Consider the following 22,539-nt stretch of genomic DNA (forward strand, 5'->3'; position numbering starts at 1 on the left):
GCAGCAATCAAAACGTGGACGCCGCGCCCCAGGCGACGATCGGAAATATCAGTCGAGAAACGGCAAAATCATCAACGCCTCGGGATCGAGACCATGTTGCGCACATATGTCTCTCGCCAAGGCGAAGTACCTTTCCGCTGCATCGAGATCGCCGGCGTCCAGGCAAAGCGTCGCCAAGCCATCATAACACGGAAACAGGAGCTGCGCCTCTTGCGTTTCTCCGCAAAGGTCGAGCGCCTCCTGATAAAGGCCGCGGGCGACATCTGCCCGGCCATGACACTGATGGATCTGGCCGAGCACCAGCAGCGACACCGGCAAGTGGTCGCGCTGGTCGAGTTCCCGGTCAATCGCAATCGCGCGCTCGGCTGCCGGCACGCCGTCCGGCGCACAGCGATCGGTGAAGGTGCAATAGGCGACGGCAAGGTTGGCGAGCAGGCGCGCCTGAAAACCGAGGTCGCCGATACGCCTTGCCATGTCGAAACCGCAGCGGCAAACCTCAATCGCACGTCTCGGATCGGTGACCGCGTAGAACACCGCCAGATTGGTATAGCCGCGGCAGGCGGCATTCAACAGGTTCGCGCCTTCCGCCGCCGCGACGCTTCGCTCGACGATACCGATCGCTTCGGCGCTGCGGCCAAGGCGGGCAAGCGTCACGGCCTTGGTGTTCAGCGCTTCGGCCATGACCCGCATCGCCTCCCGCTCAGTCTCTGGGGTCTCCGGCGTATATGCCGCAATGCGATCCAGGGCGTCGTCCGCCGCCTTGAGGGCGCCGGCATAGTCTCCCATGCGGAAGGCGAGGTGGCCGCATTCCTGTGAAAGATGCGCACCTTCAATCGGCGCGCTCACGCCTTCGAGCAGCTCGGCGGCTGCCGCGAAGGAAGCCAACGCCTCGTCACGCCGCCCGGTTTCCCAGAGATGATGGCCGAATTTGCGCCGGATTCGTGCCGCGGCAATCCGGTCGTCCATGGCGCTGTAAATCTCCAACAGTGCGCCGTAGTGCTGAACCGCCGCCTCACGCTGGCCGGTCGGGCCCAGGAGATCAGCGACGCGTTCGCGTGCGGCAAGCCATTCGGGGCCCTGTTCGCCGGTGGCCGCCAGTGCCGCCATCGCCTGTTCATAAAGGCGGATGGCATCATCATTGGCATAGAGCGCCCGCGCCCGGTCTCCGGCCGCGACCAGGTAATGTGCGCCCTTGGCCTTCTGTTCGGAGAGGCCGAAATGGTGGCCGAGCAGCGCCATTTCCTCGGGCCGGTCGGTATCCTCGCCGAACCGGCGCTCCAGCACCTTGCCGATTAATGCATGCCCGTCCGTGCGCCGACTGAGCAGCAGATTGTTGTAGACCACCTCCTGCAGCAACGTCTGGGTAAACCGATAGGTCTGTGTGCCCAGGAACCCGCCGCCGTCCCTGGCTTCTTCGATGATCTCCGCATCGCAGAGCAGATCAAGAATCGTATCCACCGGTGTCCGCCCCGAAACCGCTTGCAGCAGATCCGCATCGAATCGCGGCCCGATCATCGCAGCGTGGTGCAGCATTCGGCGGGCGTCCGGCGGTAGCCGATCGACGCGGCCGAGCAGTATCGCCTCGATGGTCACCGGAATGTCGGCGGCCGCTTCGCGCTCCACCACCCGCCAGGTCGAGCCGACCCGCTGCACGGCGGATACATCGATCAGGCCGCGCACGATTTCCTCGATGAACAGGGGATTGCCCCCGGCCCGTGCCAAGATGCGCTCGGCGAGCGCCTGAGGCAGCCCATCCCTACCGAAGAATGCCGCAAGCAGCCGACGCCTGTCGGCTTCCGAAAGCGGTGCGAGGCGCAACGCCGTCAAGTTTGTATGGCCGGGCTTCAGCTGATCGGCATCGGCGTCGGGCCGCTGGGTGGTCAGCAGCATCAACGGGCTGCCTTCCGTCCGCTCGAGGACGAAGGATATGGCCTCGAGCGAGGCAGCGTCGGCCCAGTGCAAATCCTCGATCACGAGCAGTAAGGGCGTTCGTGACAGGCGTCGTTCAAAAATCGCCCTCACCCCTGCGAAAAGCTGCCGGCGCATCTGTTCCGGCTCCACATGGCGCAACAGCTCATCCTGGGAACCCAAGCCCAGGATCCGCAGAAACAGCGGTACGAGCTGTTCGAGCTTGTCTTGCGCAAATCCGATCTCGGCCAGTCCCGCGGCGAGTAGCTCTGTCGTCCGCTGCAGGCTGTCGCTCATCGAAATCCCGTAGGCACCGCGCAGCACCGCCGCGAGAACGCCATAGGACGGTTCTCCGAGCGACGAACTGCCGGCGCGGCGAACGACGACGTTCGAAAAGCGCGGATCCGCGGCCACCCGTTCGAGGAATTCTTTGATCAGCCGCGATTTTCCGAGCCCTGCCTCTCCCGTCAGACGCACCAGTTGCGCCGTCCCGCCGCAGGCAAGCTCGAGGCAATCAATGAGGCGCTTCATCTCCGCCTCACGTCCGATCAGCGGCGCACCGAGCCCCAGCGCTTCGAGACCGCGTGCCGTGCGCGGTGCCTCCAGAGACTGCGTCAGCCTGTAGACCTCGACGCTTTCCGCTTTGCCGCGCAGCGTCATCGCGCCAAGCGCCTCGTAGGCAAAGGCGTGGCAGGTCAACCGATAGGTCACCGGCCCGACGAGGATCTCCCCAGGCCCTGCCAGCGTTTGCAGCCGCTGCGCCGTGTTGACTGCGTCGCCGGTCACCGAATAGGCCTTGCCGTCGCCAGCGCCCAAACGCCCCGCCACGACGGTTCCGGTGTTGAGCCCGATATGGAGGTTCAGTGGCTCGCCGATCCGCCGCTGCCAGCGTTCGCCGACCCGCCTTGCCCGAACGGTCATGTCGAGCGCAGCACGAAGCGCTCTCTCGGAGTCGTCTTCGTGCGCCACCGGCGCGCCGAAGAGGGCCAGCAACGCGTCGCCGATGAATTTGTCGACGAAGCCACCGTAAGCCTCGACCGCCTCGGTCAGTTCTTCGAAGAGTTCGTTCTGGAAGGCCCTGAGGACCTCCGGATCCACCTGCTCGCTGAGACCAGTAAAGCCGCAGAGGTCGGCAAAGAGAATGGTGGCTGTGCGGCGGTCGGCGCCCGCCTCCTCTCCGCCAGAAGGTCGCGCCCGAGGCGTCTGTGCCGTCGCAGGTGGCGAAACCGTCGGCTTTATTGGTGCCGGGCTTCCAAGCCGGGTGCCGCAGGTGGGACAAAACGAGAAGTGTGGCGGGCAGAGTGCGCCGCAACCGGGACACGGGCTATGCTGCTTGGCACCGCAATTCGGGCAAAACGCAAACCCGCCTTGGATCTCGCAACCGCACGCGTGGCAGTTCATCGACGACGAACCTTCGAACGAACCAGGCTGGCACGGCGAATGCGGAGCCAGCCGGGACATGATGGCTTCGCAAGAATGGACCCGCATCACCTGCTTTGCAAGCAACAGCAAAAATTGCGATGGGAGACCGCGAATGCGGCCTCCTCCAGGGCCTCCCGACGGTTTCCCGATCGATCAGTCCCGCAATGGTTCGTCGGCAATGTCGGCCTCAAGCGCTGTCAGGAGTGGACGCGGCGCGGCTTTGGTGGACGGGAAAACGTATCGAGATCGATGGCTGCACCTTCCGGCGCGCGGCACACCTCCTCCGGATGCCGGTCGCTGGCCTCGACGGCGAAGTGGATCGCCGCGGTCTCGTTGGTGAAGAGGCCGCCAACGACGCCCTTGCGGTCGGAAACGACCCACCAGCCGTGCCTGTCGCGGCCAACGACGAAACGTGCGCGCGCGCGAAAACCACGCCGAATCTGCTGCGTACTGTCCATGATGGAATGATCCTCGTTGATCGGAAAAAGGCTTAACCGGCAATCCACGGAATGGCGGCCTGGATGCCATAGGCAAGGCCGAGAACGATACCGAGGCGGACGCCGATGCCGAGAAAGGCGTCGCGAACCGCGCTGTCGTTATCCTGGCGGTTCTCGATGTTTTCGTTGCCCTGGGCGCGTCGGCGCTGTTCGGCCTGAGCGGCAAGATGCGGCAAGCGTGACATGATCTGTCTCCTTTTTGACATAAGGTCCCGCGCACCGAGCTCAACGAATGAGGGGATGCTGGCAGGACGGGAATTGTTGAGGGAACTCAGCTCGCGAGCGCGATGCGGACGCCGCGGCCGATATGGGTGGAGGACGGAAGTTCGGTGAGCGGCTCGAGTGCCGCACGAATCTCGGCCGCCGTTTCCGCCGCAACCGGCGTCAATGGCAAGCGCAGTTCGGGGCTGAGGGCCCGCGCCAGGTGCAGCGCATATTTGATCGGTCCCGGATTGGTCTCGCGCTCGAACGCCACCAGCAACGGCCTTATCCGTTCATGGATGGCAAGCGCCGCCCCTGTATTGCCGGTCGTGATTGCCTGATGCATCGCCACCACCAGCCGCGGAACGACATTGGACGCCACCGATATGGTGCCGTGTCCGCCGCAAAGATTGAACGGCAGCGCCGTCTGGTCATGGCCGGAAAGCGGACGAAGGCAGTTTTTCAGCTCAGCCGACATCGAAAGAAGCCAGCCGATGTCGCCGGTCGCATCCTTGATGCCGACGATGCCGGGAAGCTCCGCCAGCCGCTCGAGCGTTCGCGGTGTCAGATCGACGCCGGTGCGGGCGGGCACGTTGTAGAGGATGACCGGCAAATCGACCGCCCTGGTGACCGCCTCGAAGTGCCGATAGAGCCCCTCCTGCGACGGCTTGCTGTAATAGGGCGCGACAATGAGCACCGCATCGGCGCCGAGCGCCTTGGCTTCCGCCGTCAGGTCGATCGTCGTCTCGGTACTGTTGGTGCCGGTTCCGGCGATAACGGGGATCTTCCGCTCGGCGACCTCGACGCAGCGCTCGATCACTATTGTCCGCTCGGTACGCGACAGCGTCGGCGCCTCGCCGGTGGTACCGCAAGCGACGATGCCGGAGATGCCGTGGCATATCTGCCATTCGACCAGCGACATCAGACCGGCGACATCGACCTTGCCGTCGCGAAACGGTGTGACGAGCGCCGTGATCGCCCCGTCGAGGCGCAACGAGTGCATGTTCATGGAAATATCCTTCAGGTGGGAAACTGGCCGCGGTCGGTAGCCGCGATGGCAAGCTGATAGCCGCGGCAGGAACGCAGGAAGGCGCCGAGGATCGCGGCGGCCAGATCGGCATGCCGCGCCTTGAACGTGAGCCGGCCCGCGCCTGGCGGCTGATAACGCAGCGCACAGGTCCAAAGCCCGAGTTCGTTGCTGAGTGTTCTGAGACAGAGCTTTGCCTCAGTCGTAGACGACAGGTGGATGACCGCATCGACCAGGGCATCGGCCGCCATCAGATCGCGGAACCGACGCGACGGCCACTCGTCCACGGCGAGACCGGGCAGTTCCCGGATGACGCGGACAGCCTCCCAGACATGGTGCTCACGCAGGCGGCGAACCGCGCTCAGCCGCAGCAGCAGCACATCCAGGGGATCTGCATTCGCCTCGACAGTAACGGGCCGCTGGCGCAACCCCGTATCGGGCAGAAGGCTCCGGACATGATGACGCAAGCTGAAATCGTGAAGAGACATGGAACTCATCCGTATTCGATGAGGGGAACCTAGCTCCATCAGGCGTCCGGATTCGATTCCGACTTCGGGCACCCGGCATAAGATTTCCGTAAAGCCTTCCGATTGGTGCTGTCCAAGGCATTCACGCGCGGCTAGATTGACGTTCGAAGGGACTGAAAACACCGCGAAATGCAGGCGCGCGGCGTCGAAATAATCTGACGTAAAAGATGACGTGCACGCAATTTTGCGCTAGGTAGCCCCTTCTGTGGCGATAAGGATCGCCATATTTCGCGCAATGCCCTGTCCGTGAAGGAACATGCCCATGCCTGCCTATCGCTCACGTACCACCACCCATGGCCGTAACATGGCCGGTGCCCGCGGCCTCTGGCGCGCGACGGGCATGAAGGACAGCGATTTTGGCAAGCCGATTATTGCAGTGGTGAACTCATTCACCCAGTTCGTGCCGGGCCACGTGCACCTCAAGGATCTCGGCCAGCTCGTCGCCCGCGAGATCGAGGCGGCCGGCGGCGTCGCCAAGGAATTCAACACCATCGCCGTCGACGACGGCATCGCCATGGGCCATGACGGCATGCTCTATTCGCTGCCGTCGCGCGAGATCATCGCCGACTCGGTCGAGTACATGGTCAATGCCCACTGCGCCGACGCCATGGTCTGCATCTCGAACTGCGACAAGATCACGCCCGGCATGCTGATGGCGGCGCTCCGCCTCAATATCCCCGCCGTCTTCGTCTCCGGCGGCCCGATGGAAGCCGGCAAGGTCGTGCTGCACGGCAAGACGCATGCGCTCGATCTGGTCGACGCCATGGTCGCAGCCGCCGACGACAATGTTTCCGACGAGGACGTCAAGGTCATCGAGCGCTCCGCCTGCCCGACCTGCGGTTCCTGCTCCGGCATGTTCACCGCCAATTCGATGAACTGTCTGACCGAGGCCCTCGGCCTGTCGCTGCCCGGCAACGGCTCGACGCTCGCGACCCACGCCGACCGCAAGCGCCTCTTCGTCGAGGCCGGCCATCTGGTCGTCGATATTGCCCGCCGCTACTACGAGCAGGAGGACGAAAGCGTCCTGCCGCGCAACGTCGCCTCCAAGCAGGCTTTCGAAAACGCCATGGCGCTCGACATCGCCATGGGCGGTTCGACCAACACCGTGCTGCACATTCTCGCCGCCGCCCATGAGGGTGTAGTCGATTTCACCATGGCCGACATCGACCGGCTGTCGCGCAAGGTTCCGTGCCTGTCAAAGGTGGCGCCTGCGAAAAGCGACGTGCACATGGAAGACGTGCACCGCGCCGGCGGTATCATGTCGATCCTCGGCGAACTCGAGAAAGGCGGCCTCATCAACCGCGATTGCCCGACCGTCCACAGCGCCACGATCGGCGACGCCATCGACCGATGGGACATCACTCGCACATCGAGCGAAACGGTGCGCAACTTCTTCCGCGCGGCGCCGGGCGGCATCCCGACGCAAGTTGCCTTCAGCCAGGAGTCGCGCTGGGACGAGCTCGACACCGACCGCGAAAAGGGCGTCATCCGCTCGGTCGAACACCCCTTCTCCAAGGACGGCGGCCTCGCTGTGCTTAAGGGCAACATCGCCATCGACGGCTGCATCGTGAAGACCGCCGGCGTCGACGAGAGCATCCTGAAGTTCTCCGGCCCGGCCCGCGTGTTCGAAAGCCAGGATGCATCGGTCAAGGCGATCCTCGGCAACGAGATCAAGGCCGGCGACGTGGTCGTCATCCGCTATGAAGGCCCGAAGGGCGGCCCGGGCATGCAGGAAATGCTCTATCCGACGAGCTACCTGAAGTCGAAGGGACTCGGCAAAGCTTGCGCGCTGATCACCGACGGCCGCTTCTCCGGCGGCACCTCCGGCCTCTCGATCGGCCACGTTTCTCCAGAAGCGGCCAATGGCGGCACGATCGGTCTCGTGCGCGAAGGCGACATGATCGACATCGACATCCCGAACCGCACGATCAGCCTGCGCGTCGACGAGGCGGAGCTTGCGAGCCGCCGCGCCGAGCAGGACGCCAAGGGCTGGAAGCCGGCCGAGCAGCGCAAGCGCAAGGTGACGACGGCGCTCAAGGCCTATGCCGCATTCGCCACCTCGGCCGACCGCGGAGCAGTGCGCGACCTCGGCGACCGCTGAGACGAAAAAAAACAGAGATAGTCCGAAGGCTCCCGATGTTCGGGGGCCTTTTTTTCTTTGGCCGGATGTCAGGCTCTGGCCCGTTCCGCACCGCTGCCTTCTTTGCCCGGCCGCGTGCATCTGTTATTTTAGGCTACCCTAAGATTAAAACAGGTGGGTCATGGCGAACGCTTCCGAACTGCTCGGCACCTGGAAGATGCTCTCCTGGAAACGCAAGGTTGTCGCCACCGGCGAAACCAGCGATGCCATGGGGGCCGATCCTATCGGCTACCTCTCCTACTATCCCGATGGCCGCGTCAGCGCCGTCGTGGTGAGGCGTGATCGCCCCGCATTGAAAGGCGCCGTACCGACGAGCGACGAAAAGGCGGCGCTCTTCGATTCGATGCTCGCCTATGCCGGATCCTACAGGCTTGAGGATGGCCGGGTAATCCACCAGCTGGATGCGAGCTGGAACCCGGCCTGGGGCATGTCCGATCTGATCCGCCCGTTCTACGTGGAAGGCGACAGGCTGGTGATCTACGGCGCACCAGCCATCGACCCCCGGACTGGAGAAGAGGTCACATACAATCTCGAGTTTCGTCGGATGTGACCAGCCGCCATTTCCAGACGTCAGAGATGACGCGTCTCGGCCGGCGCGTGGAACCAGTTGTTGTTGCGTCCGTCCATATATTGCACCGGCGCGTCGGCGAGCACCGCCGGATCGAGATCGTCGAGGCAGGCGACGTTGACCGAATAATAGGCACCGCCGATCTCCTCGATGTAGCCGTGGCCGAAGGCCGCGACGCCACAGATCTTGCAGAAACGGTGATGCACGCTGTTGCTGCTAAACTGGTAGTCGGCGATGTTGGCTTCGTCACACTGCAAGCGGAAACCGTCGGGCTTTACGATTGCCCCCCAATAGCGCCGCTTCCAGCAGATCGAGCAATTGCACTTGCCGGTGCCGGCATCGAGGTCGACATCGGCCTCATAGCGGATATTTCCGCAATGGCAGCTTCCCTTATAGGTCAGTTTCATAACCGTCACTCCTGCTTTCCGGGCCCAGGCAGACCCCGCTTTGCCGCCCACCAATTTGACAACACGCTGTCAGATTACGGCCCATACAGTTCATTTGCACATTGACAACATATTGTCAACTGAAAGCAGTTACGCGGTGCGTCCGTCAGAGATGACGAACCTCGGCAGGTCTTTCATCCCATCGGTCGTTGCGGCCATCCAGATATTCCACCGACACCTGGGCGAGGACGGACGGATCGACATCATCCAAGCGGCAACATTGATACAGAAGGCGCAATTGCACTTGGCCGTCCCGGCATCGAGATCGAAAGTCGCCTCGTATCGCACCTTGCCGCAATGGCAGCTGCCCTTGTAAGTCCTCTTCGCCATGCTCTCCTCTCCCTTGCTGAAAGGGCTTGCTGAAACGAGAGCATCATGACAACATGATGTCATGCAAAAATTTTCACACAACGGGTGGCACTGTCAACATGAAAGACCCTGAACGCACGCACGCCGGCGACGCCTTTGCGGAATTTGCGATAACCGCGTTGCGGCTTGCCGGTCCGCTGACGCAGGCCGGCGACGCACTCGCCAAACCTTCCGGACAGACGAGCGCCCGCTGGCAGGTACTGGCAGCGGCAAACCACGCCCCCATGTCGGTCGCCGATGCCGCGCGCGCCCTCGGCCTCGCGCGCCAGGGCGTGCAGCGCATCGCCGACCTGTTGGAAGCGGAAGGCCTGATCGCCTACAGAGACAATCCGACCCACCAAAGGGCAAAACTCATGGTCCTGACGGCGGCCGGCGAAACGGCGCTGCACGAAATCAAAGAGCGGCAGGCGGCTTGGGCCGACAGGCTCGGTGCCGAATTGGGTGAAAGACGCCTGCGACAGGCCTCGGCCTTGATGGCGGAGATCATCGAAGTCCTCAAGGAACGATCCTCACCGGAAGATCCCGCCCCCTAGAGCATCCCGCTCTCAAGTGGAATCACTGGAGGCGGAAAGATGCTCTAGATTCAAAGTGCTAGAGCGTCCTTTGTGCGTTCACTTGAACGCACGGCGCTCTAAGCAACCGCCGTTCAAGCCAGTGTCAGGAGATCCGCGCGCAGGCGGTCCGGTCCACCTTCGCCAAGTACCGGATCGAGCGCCTCATGCAATGCCTTCCAGATGGGTATGGCACGCGCCAGCAGCGCTGCGCCCTCCTGCGTCAGCCGCAGCCGCCGCGACCTTCGGTCCTCCGGGTCGGGAAAGCTCTCGATCAGGCCGCGCCGTTCCAAGGGCTTCAGCGCCGCAGTCAGCGTCGTCCGGTCCATGGCGAGCAGCGACGCAACCGATCCCATGTTCGGAGGCGCAGGACGATTGAGCGACATCAGCAGGGAGAACTGCCCATTGGTGATATCGAGGGACCGCAGCGCCTCATCGAACCGGCGGGCTATGGCACGCGCGGCACGCTGCACATGCAGGCAGAGGCAGGTATCCTTCACATGCAGGGTGGTCTCGAACGGAATTAAAGGCATCTTTGACATGGCTGATTAATGTTGATATCAACGTAATTAGTCAAGTGCAACGTTGGAAGGAGGAACGGGCATGAGACAGGACCACGCAGTCGTATCGCCTCAGGAGTGGTTGGAAGCGCGCAAAACTCTGCTCGCGCTGGAAAAGGAACACACCCACGCACGCGACAAGGTCAATGCCGCCCGGCTGGCTCTGCCCTGGGTGAAGATGGAAAAGACCTACGTTTTCGACACGGTGACCGGACGCAAGTCGCTGTCCGAACTGTTCGACGGTCGCAGTCAGCTCATTGTCTACCATTTCATGTTCGGCCCCACCTGGGAGGCCGGCTGCCCCGGCTGCTCCTTCCTGGTCGACCACTTCGCCGGCATGCTGCCACACCTCAACCACCACGACGTGACGCTGATCGCCGCATCGAATGCGCCGCTGGCGAAGATCGAAGCCTACAGGAAGCGCATGGATTGGCACTTCCCCTGGGTCTCTGCGGAGGGCAACGGCTTCAACCATGATTACCACGTCGCCTTTTCTCCGGACGAACTCGCAAGCGGCAAGGTCGCCTACAATTTCACCGAGATCGAAAGCGCCAACGCGCATGAGGAACTGCCAGGACTGAGCGCCTTCCAGAAAGGCGAGGACGGCGCGATCTATCACACCTATTCGTCCTATGCCCGCGGTCTTGAGGAACTGGTCGGCACGCTGATGCTGCTCGACCGCGCGCCGAAGGGCCGCAACGAAGACCACACCATGAGCTTCGTCCGCCGCCACGACGAGTACGAAAAGGAGCGCGGGCGCAAGGCAGGCTGACCCTCCTCGTCCTTCGCGGGCGGAACCTTTCGCCTGCGAAATCGTTTCCAGAACGCTCGCGTGCCGGGTCGATGATCTGTGCCCGGACCAAGAAGGAAATCCCGTGAAAGCAGAACCGGAAGAAGCGCACCGCTGGCTCGAACAAATGCTGGGCGACTGGCACGTTCGCACGACCGGATCCGATGGCGAGCCCGACGGGAGCGGCCCCTGGACCGAACACGTTCGCTCGCTTCAGGGCCTTTGGATCGTGTGCGAAGGTCAGGGAACGATGCCGGGCGGCAGCTTCGGCGAAACGCTCATGACGCTCGGCTACAATCCCGAGACGAAACGCTACATCGGCACCTGGGTCGGCTCCATGCTGACCCACATGTGGGTCTATGACGGCGAACTGGATGCGGAAGGCAGATCCCTGTCTCTCTACTGCGATGGACCGGATTTCGAAAACCCCGGCAGAACCGCGCGGTACCGGGACGTCATAACGCTCCTCGATCACTCCCGGCGCTTGCTGACGGCGCAAGTGCAGGCGCCGGACGGAAGCTGGAAAGACATGATGACGGCGGAGTATCTGCGCCGGGATTGACCGCGGGATCGGCGACGATGCTCGGTTCCCGGCCGCGTCCCGCTTCAACCCGCTCCGGCGACGGTCCTTTCGAACATGCAACCAAGCGGCACGAAATGCGCCGCGCCTAGCAAACTGGAGGAAGGCAATGGCAGATCACGGCAAATTTGTTTGGTATGAACTGATGACGACGGACATGGCCGCGGCGGAGACCTTCTATAAGGACGTCGTCGGCTGGGATGCCCGCGATGCCGGCATGCCCGGCATGAGCTACACGCTGTTCAGTATCGGCGAGCTGCCGGTTGCCGGACTGATGACGATGCCGGAAGGTGCGCTCGAAATGAAGGTACCACCCGCCTGGCTCGGCTATGTCGGCGTCGACGATGTCGATGCGACCGCCGCCAAGATCGCCGCCAAGGGCGGCAAGGTTCATCGGGCGCCGGATGATATCCCGGGCATTGGGCGCTTTGCCGTCGTCACCGACCCGCACGGCGCCGTGTTCGCGATCTTCAAGGGTACGGGCGATCCGCCGCCGGTCACCGATCCGATGTCGCCCGGTCTCGTCGGCTGGCACGAACTCGCGTCCGGCGACCTCGACACCGCCTTCCCCTTCTACGCCGAGCTCTTCGGCTGGACGAAGGACCAGGGCATGGACATGGGCGAGATGGGCACCTACCAGATCTTTGCCCATGGCGGCGCTCCGATCGGCGGGATGATGACCAAGCCGAAGGAAGTGCCCGCGCCCTACTGGCTCTACTACATCAACGTGCCTGCGCTCGACGCATCGATCGAGCGTATCAAGGCCGGTGGCGGCAAGGTCGTGCTCGAGCCGATGGAGGTGCCCGGCGGCGCCTGGATCGTCCAGGCGCTCGACCCGCAAGGTGCCCTTTTCGCGCTGGTCGCGCCGAAGCGCTGAACGGTCGCGTCAACCGACAAGCACGCGCATGAGACAGGGCCCGCCTCCCATCAGGAGGCGGGCCTCTTTTCTATCCGATGGGCGCTGTGCGGTGACGGAATGCAAGCCGCTGCCCTGCACCACGCGCATCCCTCGGTTGCGGAGCGACCCCTAGTATTTCAGGGTATTTCAAGGTTATTTAACACCTTATACGATAACAGGGGCAACGAGCACACTGATTTCGGATGGGTTTCTTGTCACACGACAAGAATTGTCGCGACAGCCCAAGCGATGAGCGGCGACATGAGTGGAGCAACTTCGCGTAAATGAAGAACAAAGGCGGCAGCTATACGCCCCCGGAAACGGGCGTTGCAGAAGCGCGCACGGCGAAGGCGCTGCGCCGCAAGCTCCAATGGCTGCTCGCCATCGTCGTTGCCTGCACCGGCGTGCTCGCCACCGAGATCATCGCCGCCTCCTATAGCGATTTCGTCATCGCTCGCCGCAACCTGACCGAAGTCATGGCCTTCTGCCGCGTGCTCGACGCTGCAAACTACCTCTCGGCCGAGCGCGGCCCGTCCAATGGCGTGCTCGGCATCGGCGTGGCACCCGGTTCGCCGGTCCAGGCCCGGCTTGCCGAGTTTCGTACCCGCAGCGACGCGGCGCTCGCCAAGCTCACCGAGGACATCGACGGTGCCAGCCGCACCGAACCTGCCGGCGCCCTCTCGCCCATTCTGGTCGAAGTTCGCCGCCGCCTGATGCTGGCGCGCGCCGAGATCGACCGCATTGCCGCGCTTCCGCCCGAACAGCGGGACCTGACGGAGATCCAGGCGACGATCGAGGCAATGTTCGGCGTCATCGACGCGCTTCGCCCGGCGATCGACTGGAACATCCAACGCCTGACCAACACCGACGCGAACCTTGCCGGCATCGCACTTGCGGCACAGATGCTCGCCAATCTGCGCGAGGACGGCGGTCGCCTCGGCTCGCAGGTCATGGCCCCGGTTGCTGTCGGCCAGCCGCTCGAAGCAAAGAACATCGCCGATAGCGAGCGCACACGCGGCAGGCTGCAGGAAATCTGGTCCATCGTCGGCAAGCCCGGCGCCCTTCCCGGTCTGAAACCGGCCAATATCGCAGATCTCGCCAGGATCGACCGCGAATTCTTCGGCGAAGGATTTGCGATCATCGACAGCATCGTCGCCATCGGCAGACAATCGGGCGCCTATCCAATGACCGCCGAGCAATTGACCGACCGCTTCGTCCCGAAGATGAAGCCGCTCGAGGATCTTCGCCGTGCCTTCATGGATGCGACCGTCGCGCGGCTTGCGGCAAACAAGACGAGGGCCTCGGTCAAGCTAGCGGTCGCCAGCCTTGCGACCTTCGCCCTGTTCCTGGTCTTGCTGGTTTTGATGCGCCGCGCCCGCTCGCTCGTCTTCGAACCGCTGCTCATCGCACGCCACAGCATCATCGAGCTCGCCAACGACCGTCCGATCGCCCGCCTTCAGGGCAAGGGCGGTGAAGGCGAGATGGGGCGCCTGTTCGACGCGATCGACGTGCTGCGCAAACGCCTCGACGAACGCGCGCTGTTGATGCAGCACCTTGAACATCAGGCTGAAACCGATGAGCTGACCGGCCTGCTCAACCGCCGGGCGCTGGAACTCATCGGCGGCGCGGAAGACACGGCCGACAGCAGCCAGGACGCCTGTCTGATCCTGATGGACATCGACCATTTCAAGCAGATCAACGATACCCACGGCCATCTGGTCGGCGACATCGTGATCAAGGAAATCGCCCGCGTCATCCGCAACTCCGTGCGCAACTCCGATCTCGTCGCCCGTTTCGGCGGCGAGGAGTTCGCGGTCATCACGCCCGGCGACAACATCGAGTCGGCCCTTGCGCTGGCGGAGCGGATCCGGGCCAACCTTGCGCGCGAGCCGATCGTCGTTGCGGATGGACAGCAACTGAAGGTCACCGCCAGCTTCGGCGTGGCGGAGGGCCGAACCGCAAACGGCGGCTGGAAGCACCTGATCGAGTGCGCCGACACGGAGCTCTATCGCGCCAAATCCGAAGGCCGCAACCGCGTCTGCGGCCACCCGGCAGAGGCGACCCTTTCCCACTTCACGAAGACGAAATCCGCGCGCGCGTAGCCAGAAAATCGAGCACGACCCGCACACGCGACGGCAAGGCTCCGCCTTGGCCGAGAAACACGGCATGAAAAGTCTCGATATCACCGGGATTGAGATGCTCGACCAGCGGCAGCAGCCGGCCGGCCTGGATATCTTCCCTGACCGTGAAGGTCGGAAGCCGGGCAAGGCCCACACCCGCAAGCGCAAGCTGGCGCAAGCCCTCGCCATCGCTGACCCGCACCCGTTCCGTCGGCGACAGAACGATCTGTTCTGCATTCGACAGCAACGGCCAGCCATCGAACGCCCGTGCGTAGCTATGGCTCAGCCGGTTGTGCACATCGATATCCTCGATGGTACGAGGCACGCCAAAACGATCGAGATAGGATGGGGCACCGACGATCGTCATCGATGTGGTGCCGAGCTTGCGTGCGATCAGGCTCGATGTCTTCAGCGGACCGGCACGCACGGCGATATCGACCCGCTCCGCCATCAGATCGACAACCGCATCGGTCTGCAGGATATCGAGGGAGACCGCCGGAAACGCCGACAGGAATTCGGGCAGCACCGGCATCAACGCATGCGTCGCATAGGACGCGCTGACATTGAGGCGCACCCGGCCCTCCGGCGTTTCGCCGGCGCCCGCCGAGCGCTCCGCCTCGTCGATGTCGGCGAGGATGCGTACGACCCGCTCATAGAAGACGCAGCCTTCCGCCGTCAGTTGCAGCCGCCGCGTCGACCGGTTGACGAGCCGGACGCCAAGCCTTTCCTCCAGTCGCTGGACGAGTTTGCTGACAGCCGAGGGCGTCATGCAGCAGACTTTTGCCGCAGCCGAGAAGCCGCCAAGCTCCACCACCTTGGCAAAAACCGCCATCTCCCCAGAACGATTGATCGTCAAGCGCGACATGTGACTTCAACTCACAAATGATGTTCCTTCATGAGGTCTACATCGCAAATGCCCCCAACACCACCTTCTCCTTGAAGCGAGCATCGACGGCCGGTGTCTCGCGCGAACAAAGCCAACGAGGAGATTGAAGACATGGAATACAGACGGCTTGGATCATCGGGACTGAAGGTGCCGGCCTTGAGCTTCGGCGCTGGGACCTTCGGCGGCAAGGGGCCGCTTTTCAGCGCCTGGGGCAACAGCGACGCAGCCGAAGCGCGACGACTGATCGACATTTCGCTCGAAGCCGGCGTCAACCTCTTCGACACGGCCGACGTCTACTCGGACGGCGCCTCCGAGAGCGTGCTCGGCGCCGCGATCAAGGGACGGCGCGATGCCGTGCTGATTTCGACCAAGATCGCGCTGCCGATGGGCGACGGGCCGAATGATGCCGGCACGTCGCGAGCGCGCCTGATCAAAGGCGTCGACGACGCCCTCAAGCGGCTCGGCACCGATTACATCGACCTCCTGCAACTGCACGCCTTCGACGCCGGCACGCCGGTCGATGAGGTGCTATCGACTCTCGATAACCTCGTTACCGCCGGCAAGCTACGCTACATCGGCGCCTCCAACTTCGCCGGCTGGCAGTTGATGAAATCTCTGGCCGTCTCGGAGAAGCACGGCCTCGTGCGCCATGTCGCCCACCAGGTCTACTATTCGCTCGTCGGCCGCGACTACGAATGGGAACTGATGCCGCTCGCCGCCGACCAGGGCGTCGGCGCGATGGTCTGGAGCCCGCTCGGCTGGGGCCGTCTCACCGGCAAGATCCGCCGCGGCCAGCCCTGGCCGGAAGGCAGCCGCCTGCACGACACCGCGGCCTTCGGCCCGCCAGTTGATGACGAGAAGCTCTACAACGTCGTCGACGTGCTCGACCAGTTGACCGAGGAGACCGGCAAGACGGTTCCGCAGATCGCCATCAACTGGCTCCTGGGGCGCCCGACCGTTTCGAGCGTCATCATCGGCGCCCGCAACGAGGAGCAGCTCCGCCAGAACCTTGGTGCCGTCGGCTGGTCGCTGTCGCCGGAACAGATCGCCCGACTCGATGAAGCGAGCAAGACGACGCCGGCCTATCCCTACTTCCCCTATTACCGCCAGGAAGGATTTGCGCGGATCAACCCGCCGCTCGTCTAACCGCAATGGAGCCAGTCTTTCGCACGCCTGAACGGGCGTGCGAAAGCGCTGCAGCGCCTTGATTTTCCTCAGCCACTTTCGCGCTTGCTTTCTTACTTTGCATTGCACAAACTTCCCGGAGATGGGGGCGCAAGACCTACCACAAAGGGGATCAAATTCGGCATGTCGATCAAGGCCAGTATCTATCACCTGACCCACTACACCTATGACCGTCCCATAAGGCTGTCGCCGCAGATCATTCGCCTAAAGCCCGCGGCGCATTCCAAGACGAAGGTCATCAGCCACTCGCTGAAGGTTTCGCCCGCCAATCATTTCGTCAACCTGCAGCAGGATCCCTACGGCAACTACCTTGCCCGTTTCGTCTTTCCCGATCCGGTCAGCGAGTTGAAGATCGAGGTCGATCTCGTCGCCGACATGACCGTCTACAATCCCTTCGACTTCTTCGTCGAAGAAGAGGCCGAGCACTGGCCCTTCCCCTATCCTGCAGATCTCAGCGATGATCTTGAGATCTATATGACGCCGGAACCGGTCGGCCCGGCGCTTGGTGCTTTCCTCGCGACAGTCGACCGCTCGCGGCAACGCACCATCGACATGGTCGTCGGGCTCAATGCGCGCCTGCAAAACGAAATCGGCTACGTCATCCGCATGGAGCCCGGGGTCCAGACGCCGGAGGACACCTTGACGTCGGCCCGCGGTTCCTGTCGCGATTCGAGCTGGCTGCTGGTCCAGATCCTGCGCAATCTCGGCTTCGCCGCCCGTTTCGTCTCTGGCTATCTCATCCAGCTCACGCCGGATCTCAAGGCGCTCGACGGCCCCTCGGGCACCGACCACGACTTTACCGACCTGCATGCCTGGGCCGAGGTCTACCTGCCCGGCGCCGGCTGGGTCGGGCTCGACCCCACCTCGGGCCTCTTGACCGGCGAAAGCCACATTCCGCTTGCCGCAACGCCCCATTATCGCAACGCCGCGCCGATCTCCGGCGGCTTCTTCGGCGATCCCGACACCCGAACCGATTTCGCCTTCGACATGAAGGTGACACGTGTCGCGGAACATCCGCGCATCACCAAGCCGTTCTCCGACGAAAGCTGGGAAGCCTTGAACGCGCTCGGTGAACAGGTCGATCGCGTGCTCCAGGAAAACGACATACGGCTGACGATGGGCGGCGAGCCGACCTTCGTTTCGATCGACGACTTCGAGTCCGAGGAGTGGAACACTGACGCGGTCGGCCCGACCAAGCGCGAGAAGGCGGACGCGTTGATCCGCCGCCTGCGCGAACGCTTCGCGCCCGGCGGTTTCCTGCACTATGGCCAGGGCAAGTGGTATCCCGGCGAAAGCCTGCCGCGCTGGACCTTCTCGCTCTACTGGCGCAAGGACGGCGTGCCGATCTGGCGCCGCCCCGACCTCATCGCCGAGGAGGCAGGCCACCACGACGTCACCGCGAAGGACGCCGAACGTCTGTTGCATCTGATGGCAGGCGAATTGAGCGTGCCGACCGAGATGGTCCAACCGGCCTTCGAAGATCCCGCCGACTGGCTGCTGAAGGAGGCAAACCTCCCCGAGAACGTCGATCCCTCCAATTCCAAGCTGAAGGACCCCGAAGAGCGCAGCCGCATGGCCCGCGTCTTCGAACGCGGCCTGACGGCACCGACCGGCTACGTGCTGCCTGTGCAGGCCTGGAATGCGCGTGCCACTGGCGTGCGGTGGATGAGCGAGAAATGGCAGACGCGCCGCGGCCGCATCTTCCTCGTTCCCGGCGACAGCCCCGTCGGTTATCGCCTGCCGCTCGGCGCCTTGCCCTATGTCGCGCCCTCCGCCTATCCCTATATCCATCCGGTCGACCCGACCGTTCCCCGGAACGATCTGCCTGATTTCGCCGAAAGCAGCGCCCGCCCGCAGCATTCCCGCTTTCAAGCCGCGGAAGTACCGGAAACCCCGCAGGCACAGCCACGCGACGAAATAGCCGGGCTGGTGCGCACCGCCATCAGCGTCGAGCCGCGCGACGGCAGGCTCTGCGTCTTCATGCCGCCGATGGCCAGCGTCGAGGAATATCTCGACCTGATCGCGTCCGCGGAACGCGCTGCAGCCGCGATCGGACTGCCCGTGCACATCGAGGGCTACGCCCCGCCGCAGGACGAGCGCATCAACGTCATCCGCGTTGCGCCGGATCCGGGCGTGATCGAGGTCAATATCCATCCGGCTGCCAGCTGGCAGGATTGCGTCGATATCACCACGGCGGTCTACGAAGAGGCGCGGCAGAGCCGGCTTGGCGCCGACAAGTTCATGATCGACGGGCGCCACACCGGTACCGGCGGCGGCAACCATGTGGTCGTCGGCGGCGCCAATCCCAATGACAGCCCGTTCCTGCGTCGTCCGGACCTCCTGAAGAGCGTCGTCCTGCACTGGCAGCGCCACCCGTCGCTTTCCTATCTGTTCTCCGGCCTCTTCATCGGCCCGACGTCGCAGGCGCCGCGCATCGACGAGGCCCGGCACGATCAGCTCTATGAGCTTGAAATCGCGCTTGCCCAGGTGCCGATGCCGGGTTCGGCGACTCCGCCACCCCTGCCCTGGCTGATCGACCGGCTGTTCCGCAATCTGCTCGTCGATGTCACCGGCAACACCCACCGTGCCGAGATCTGCATCGACAAGCTGTTCTCGCCGGATGGTCCGACCGGGCGTCTCGGCCTCGTCGAGTTCCGCGGCTTCGAGATGCCGCCGAACGCCCGCATGTCGCTTGCCCAGCAATTGCTGGTGCGCGCGCTCATCGCCCGCTTCTGGAAGCACCCTGTTGATGGCCGCTTCGTGCGCTGGGGGACGACGCTGCATGATCGCTTCATGCTGCCGCATCATGTCTGGCAGGATTTTCTCGAAGTGCTCGCCGATCTTCGCGCCCACGGCTTCGACTTGAAGCCCGAATGGTTCGAGGCCCAGCTCGAGTTCCGTTTCCCCTTCTGCGGCGAGGTCGAATACCAGGACGCCAGGCTCGAAATCCGTCAGGCGCTCGAACCCTGGCACGTGATGGGCGAACAGGGCGCGATCGGCGGCACAGTGCGCTATGTCGACAGCTCGGTCGAGCGCCTCCAGGTCAAGCTCGATACCGCCAACCCCGAGCGTTACGCGGTCGCCTGCAACGGCCGGCCCGTGCCGCTGACGCGCACCGGCTCCAACGGCTCGGCTGTTGGCGGCGTCCGCTACAAGGCCTGGCAGCCGGCCTCGGGCCTGCACCCGGTCCTGCCGGTCAACACTCCCCTTACATTCGATATCTATGATACATGGTCGAATCGGGCGATTGGCGGATGCATCTACCACGTCGCCCATCCGGGTGGGCGCAGCTACGACACGTTTCCGGTCAACGGCAACGAGGCGGAGGCGCGGCGCCTGTCGCGGTTCGAGCCCTGGGGTCATACGCCAGGAGGATATCCGCTACGCCCGGAAAGCCCGTCGATGGAATTCCCGATGACGCTTGATCTCAGGCGTCCGCCAGGAGCGTAAATGGCGAAGAAGCAATCAGCCGCCGAGAGCCATCGCGGCACCGAGGACGATCCGGTCTTCGGTTACCGCGCCCTTCCTGATATCGCCGACGAGATGCTCGACCGGGAGGGCAATGTCCGCCCCGTCTGGCAGCGGTTACTCGCGACCCTGGGGCGGCTCGACGAAACGGAACTTGCCAACCGCTTCGCCCGCGCCGACCGCTACCTGCGCGACGCTGGCGTCTTCTACCGTGTCTACGGTGCCAAGGAGGCTTCTGACCGGAACTGGCCGCTGTCGCATATCCCCGTCCTGATAGACGAGAAGGAATGGGCAACGGTTTCACAAGGGCTCGTGCAGCGTGCCGAACTGCTGGAGAAGGTGGTCGCCGATGTCTACGGCGAGAACCGGCTGGTGCGCGAGGGCCTCCTGCCACCTGCACTGGTCGCTTCAAACCCGGAGTTCCTGCGGCCGCTCGTCGGTGTGAAGCCGGCCGATGGTCATTTCCTGCATTTCGTATCCTTCGAGATCGGCCGCGGCCCCGACGGCAATTGGTGGGTGCTTTCGGACCGCACGGAAGCGCCCTCCGGCGCCGGCTTCGCATTGGAGAACCGGGTCGCGACCACGCGCGCCTTCTCCAATCTCTACGCCGAATCCCATGTCCACCGACTGGCGGGCTTCTTCGGTGAGTTCCGAGACGCGCTTCAGAGCCGCAAGCTGCATCCGGATGACCGCATCGCCGTGCTTTCGCCCGGCATCGCCAACGAGACCTATTTCGAACACGCCTATATCGCCCGCTACCTGGGCTTCATGCTGCTTGAAGGTGAAGACCTGACGGTCCTGGGCGGCCGGGTGATGGTGCGAACCGTCGCAGGCCTCAAGCCGGTGGGCGTGCTCTGGCGCCGCCTTGATGCCGCCTTTGCAGATCCCCTCGAGCTCAACCAGTCCTCGCATATCGGCACACCCGGCATCGTCGAGGCGCTTCGCGCCGGCTCCGTCTCGATCGTCAACGCACTCGGCACCGGCATCGTCGAGACACGCGCCTTCCTCGCCTTCCTCCCGGCGATCTGCCACCATTTGCTCGGCGAAGAGCAGAAGCTGCCCTCGATCGCCACCTGGTGGTGCGGACAGCCGGCCGAGCGCGAACAGGTCGCTGCCAACCTCGATCGCATGGTCATCGGCCCGGCCTATGCGACGCGCCCCTTTTTTGATGACAACGGCCAGTCGGTGCTCGGCGCCACGCTCGACGAGAATGCCCGCGCCTCGATCGCCGATTGGCTCGGCGCCGAGGGCGGCAATCTCGTCGGCCAGGAGGTCGTCACGCTCTCGACCACCCCCGCCTGGGTTCGCGGCCGGCTGACGCCACGGCCCATGAGCCTGCGCGTCTTTGCAGCACGCACCCGTGACGGCTGGCAGATCATGCCCGGCGGTTTCGCCCGCATCGGCTCCGGCGACGATGTCGCGGCAATCGCCATGCAGGCAGGCGGCACTGCCGCCGACGTCTGGATCGTCAGCGACCGGCCGGTGGAACGCACGACACTGCTTCCGGCTGAGGAAAGCTTTACCCGCAACATGCCGGGAAGCCTGCCGAGCCGCGCAGCCGACAATCTCTTCTGGCTCGGCCGCTACATCGAGCGTTCGGAAGGGGCGCTGCGCATCCTGCGCGCCTGGCACGGCCGCTTCGCCGAAACCGCCGATCCGGACCTGCCGCTCCTGAGGGATGTCAGCGACTATCTCGGCGCGCTGGACATCGACACGCGCCAGGCGGTGCCCGACAGTCTTCTTGCCAACATCTCCAGCGCCCTTTTCAGCGCCGGCAACATCCGCGACCGGTTCTCCCCGGACGGATGGTTGGCGCTCAACGACCTGTCGCAGACGGCGCGCAAGTTTCACGCGACGGTGCAGGCCGGCGACGATGCGACCCGCGCGATGACGGTGCTGCTCCGCAAGCTCGCCGGCTTTGCCGGTCTCGTGCATGAAAACATGTACCGTTTCACCGGGTGGCGCTTTCTGTCGATCGGCCGATACCTGGAGCGCGGCCTTCACATGACGCGGCTGCTCGGCCATATGTCGGGCACGGATGCACCCGACGGCGCCTATGACATGCTGCTCGAGATCGGCGACAGCGTCATGACCCACCGCCGGCGCTACAATGTCAGCACCGCCGCCTTGACCGTGACCGACCTTTTGGCGCTCGACCCGCTCAACCCGCGCTCGGTGCTCTACCAGTTGAACGAGATCAAGACCGAGGTGGAACTGCTGCCGAACGCCTTCGTCAACGGGCAGATGTCACCCTTCTACCGCGAGGCGATGCGCCTGCATTCGGGCCTCGCGGTGATGACGCCGGAAGCGATGAACCTCGGTGTCTACAATCGCCTGGAGCGGGATCTCGAAAGCCTGTCCGATCTGCTCGCGCGAACCTATCTCGGCTAGCGGGC

The 22,539-nt window shown here is 63.9% G+C and carries 19 protein-coding genes; 10 read left to right on the plus strand and 9 right to left on the minus strand.

Annotated elements, in window-relative coordinates:
- Positions 1-48 precede the first annotated feature (48 nt).
- The 5 genes from AC3WWH_RS15335 to AC3WWH_RS15355 all read right to left on the minus strand — a co-directional run bounded on the left by AC3WWH_RS15335 (position 49) and on the right by AC3WWH_RS15355 (position 5,543).
- Entirely contained in the window at positions 49-3,309 is a 3,261-nt protein-coding gene (locus tag AC3WWH_RS15335) for an adenylate/guanylate cyclase domain-containing protein (RefSeq protein WP_058325320.1), read from the minus strand.
- 218 nt (positions 3,310-3,527) lie between these two features.
- Entirely contained in the window at positions 3,528-3,788 is a 261-nt protein-coding gene (locus tag AC3WWH_RS15340) for a hypothetical protein (protein WP_058325232.1), read from the minus strand.
- A gap of 32 nt (positions 3,789-3,820) precedes the next feature.
- The gene (locus AC3WWH_RS15345; RefSeq protein WP_058325233.1) at positions 3,821-4,012 is read right to left on the minus strand and encodes a hypothetical protein; all 192 of its coding nucleotides are present in this window, start codon (positions 4,010-4,012) and stop codon (positions 3,821-3,823) included.
- 86 nt (positions 4,013-4,098) lie between these two features.
- Positions 4,099-5,037 (minus strand): 4-hydroxy-tetrahydrodipicolinate synthase, encoded by a 939-nt coding sequence (gene dapA, locus AC3WWH_RS15350; protein WP_058325234.1) that lies wholly within the window; start codon positions 5,035-5,037, stop codon positions 4,099-4,101.
- An 11-nt stretch (positions 5,038-5,048) separates the two neighbouring features.
- Positions 5,049-5,543 carry a hypothetical protein gene (locus AC3WWH_RS15355; RefSeq protein ID WP_058325235.1) on the minus strand — a complete coding sequence of 165 codons (495 nt, stop codon included), beginning with the start codon at positions 5,541-5,543 and terminating at the stop codon, positions 5,049-5,051.
- A gap of 301 nt (positions 5,544-5,844) precedes the next feature.
- On the opposite strand from AC3WWH_RS15355, the gene ilvD reads away from it, so the two are divergent.
- Positions 5,845-7,683 carry a dihydroxy-acid dehydratase gene (ilvD, locus tag AC3WWH_RS15360; protein ID WP_058325236.1) on the plus strand — a complete coding sequence of 613 codons (1,839 nt, stop codon included), beginning with the start codon at positions 5,845-5,847 and terminating at the stop codon, positions 7,681-7,683.
- Positions 7,684-7,843: 160 nt separating this feature from the next.
- Positions 7,844-8,272 carry a lipocalin-like domain-containing protein gene (locus tag AC3WWH_RS15365; RefSeq protein WP_057254614.1) on the plus strand — a complete coding sequence of 143 codons (429 nt, stop codon included), beginning with the start codon at positions 7,844-7,846 and terminating at the stop codon, positions 8,270-8,272.
- A gap of 20 nt (positions 8,273-8,292) precedes the next feature.
- Here the strand turns inward: AC3WWH_RS15365 and AC3WWH_RS15370 are convergent, their stop codons facing one another.
- Entirely contained in the window at positions 8,293-8,697 is a 405-nt protein-coding gene (locus AC3WWH_RS15370; protein WP_057254613.1) for a GFA family protein, read from the minus strand.
- Between the two features lie 129 nt (positions 8,698-8,826).
- On the minus strand, positions 8,827-9,066 hold the full coding sequence (locus AC3WWH_RS15375) for a GFA family protein (RefSeq protein WP_373419941.1): 240 nt from the start codon (positions 9,064-9,066) through the stop codon (positions 8,827-8,829).
- 98 nt (positions 9,067-9,164) lie between these two features.
- Between AC3WWH_RS15375 and AC3WWH_RS15380 the strand changes: the two genes are divergently transcribed.
- Positions 9,165-9,638 (plus strand): MarR family winged helix-turn-helix transcriptional regulator, encoded by a 474-nt coding sequence (locus tag AC3WWH_RS15380; RefSeq protein ID WP_057254611.1) that lies wholly within the window; start codon positions 9,165-9,167, stop codon positions 9,636-9,638.
- Between the two features lie 113 nt (positions 9,639-9,751).
- On the opposite strand, the gene AC3WWH_RS15385 is transcribed toward AC3WWH_RS15380, so the two are convergent.
- Positions 9,752-10,198: a MarR family winged helix-turn-helix transcriptional regulator gene (locus AC3WWH_RS15385; RefSeq protein ID WP_057254610.1), complete on the minus strand. Its 447-nt coding sequence runs from the start codon at positions 10,196-10,198 to the stop codon at positions 9,752-9,754.
- Positions 10,199-10,259: 61 nt separating this feature from the next.
- On the opposite strand from AC3WWH_RS15385, the gene AC3WWH_RS15390 reads away from it, so the two are divergent.
- The 4 genes from AC3WWH_RS15390 (at position 10,260) to AC3WWH_RS15405 (ending at position 14,586) form a co-directional block, all read left to right on the plus strand.
- Entirely contained in the window at positions 10,260-10,988 is a 729-nt protein-coding gene (locus AC3WWH_RS15390) for a DUF899 domain-containing protein (protein ID WP_058325237.1), read from the plus strand.
- A gap of 103 nt (positions 10,989-11,091) precedes the next feature.
- Complete coding sequence (locus tag AC3WWH_RS15395) at positions 11,092-11,568, plus strand: DUF1579 domain-containing protein (protein ID WP_058325238.1); 477 nt, start codon at positions 11,092-11,094, stop codon at positions 11,566-11,568.
- A gap of 127 nt (positions 11,569-11,695) precedes the next feature.
- Complete coding sequence (locus AC3WWH_RS15400) at positions 11,696-12,463, plus strand: VOC family protein (protein WP_058325239.1); 768 nt, start codon at positions 11,696-11,698, stop codon at positions 12,461-12,463.
- A 305-nt stretch (positions 12,464-12,768) separates the two neighbouring features.
- Positions 12,769-14,586 (plus strand): GGDEF domain-containing protein, encoded by a 1,818-nt coding sequence (locus AC3WWH_RS15405; RefSeq protein WP_058325240.1) that lies wholly within the window; start codon positions 12,769-12,771, stop codon positions 14,584-14,586.
- Here the strand turns inward: AC3WWH_RS15405 and AC3WWH_RS15410 are convergent.
- The gene (locus AC3WWH_RS15410; RefSeq protein ID WP_058325241.1) at positions 14,558-15,469 is read right to left on the minus strand and encodes a LysR family transcriptional regulator; all 912 of its coding nucleotides are present in this window, start codon (positions 15,467-15,469) and stop codon (positions 14,558-14,560) included. The two genes, AC3WWH_RS15405 and AC3WWH_RS15410, sit on opposite strands and share 29 nt — an antisense overlap.
- Positions 15,470-15,601: 132 nt before the next feature.
- On the opposite strand from AC3WWH_RS15410, the gene AC3WWH_RS15415 reads away from it, so the two are divergent.
- From AC3WWH_RS15415 to AC3WWH_RS15425, 3 genes are all read left to right on the plus strand, one after another.
- Positions 15,602-16,636 (plus strand): aldo/keto reductase, encoded by a 1,035-nt coding sequence (locus AC3WWH_RS15415; protein WP_058325242.1) that lies wholly within the window; start codon positions 15,602-15,604, stop codon positions 16,634-16,636.
- 162 nt (positions 16,637-16,798) lie between these two features.
- Entirely contained in the window at positions 16,799-20,125 is a 3,327-nt protein-coding gene (locus tag AC3WWH_RS15420) for a transglutaminase family protein (RefSeq protein WP_058325243.1), read from the plus strand.
- Positions 20,126-22,534 (plus strand): circularly permuted type 2 ATP-grasp protein, encoded by a 2,409-nt coding sequence (locus AC3WWH_RS15425; protein WP_058325244.1) that lies wholly within the window; start codon positions 20,126-20,128, stop codon positions 22,532-22,534.
- Positions 22,535-22,539 lie beyond the last annotated feature (5 nt).

Source organism: Ensifer sp. EB106-03-01-XG145 (assembly GCF_058792075.1).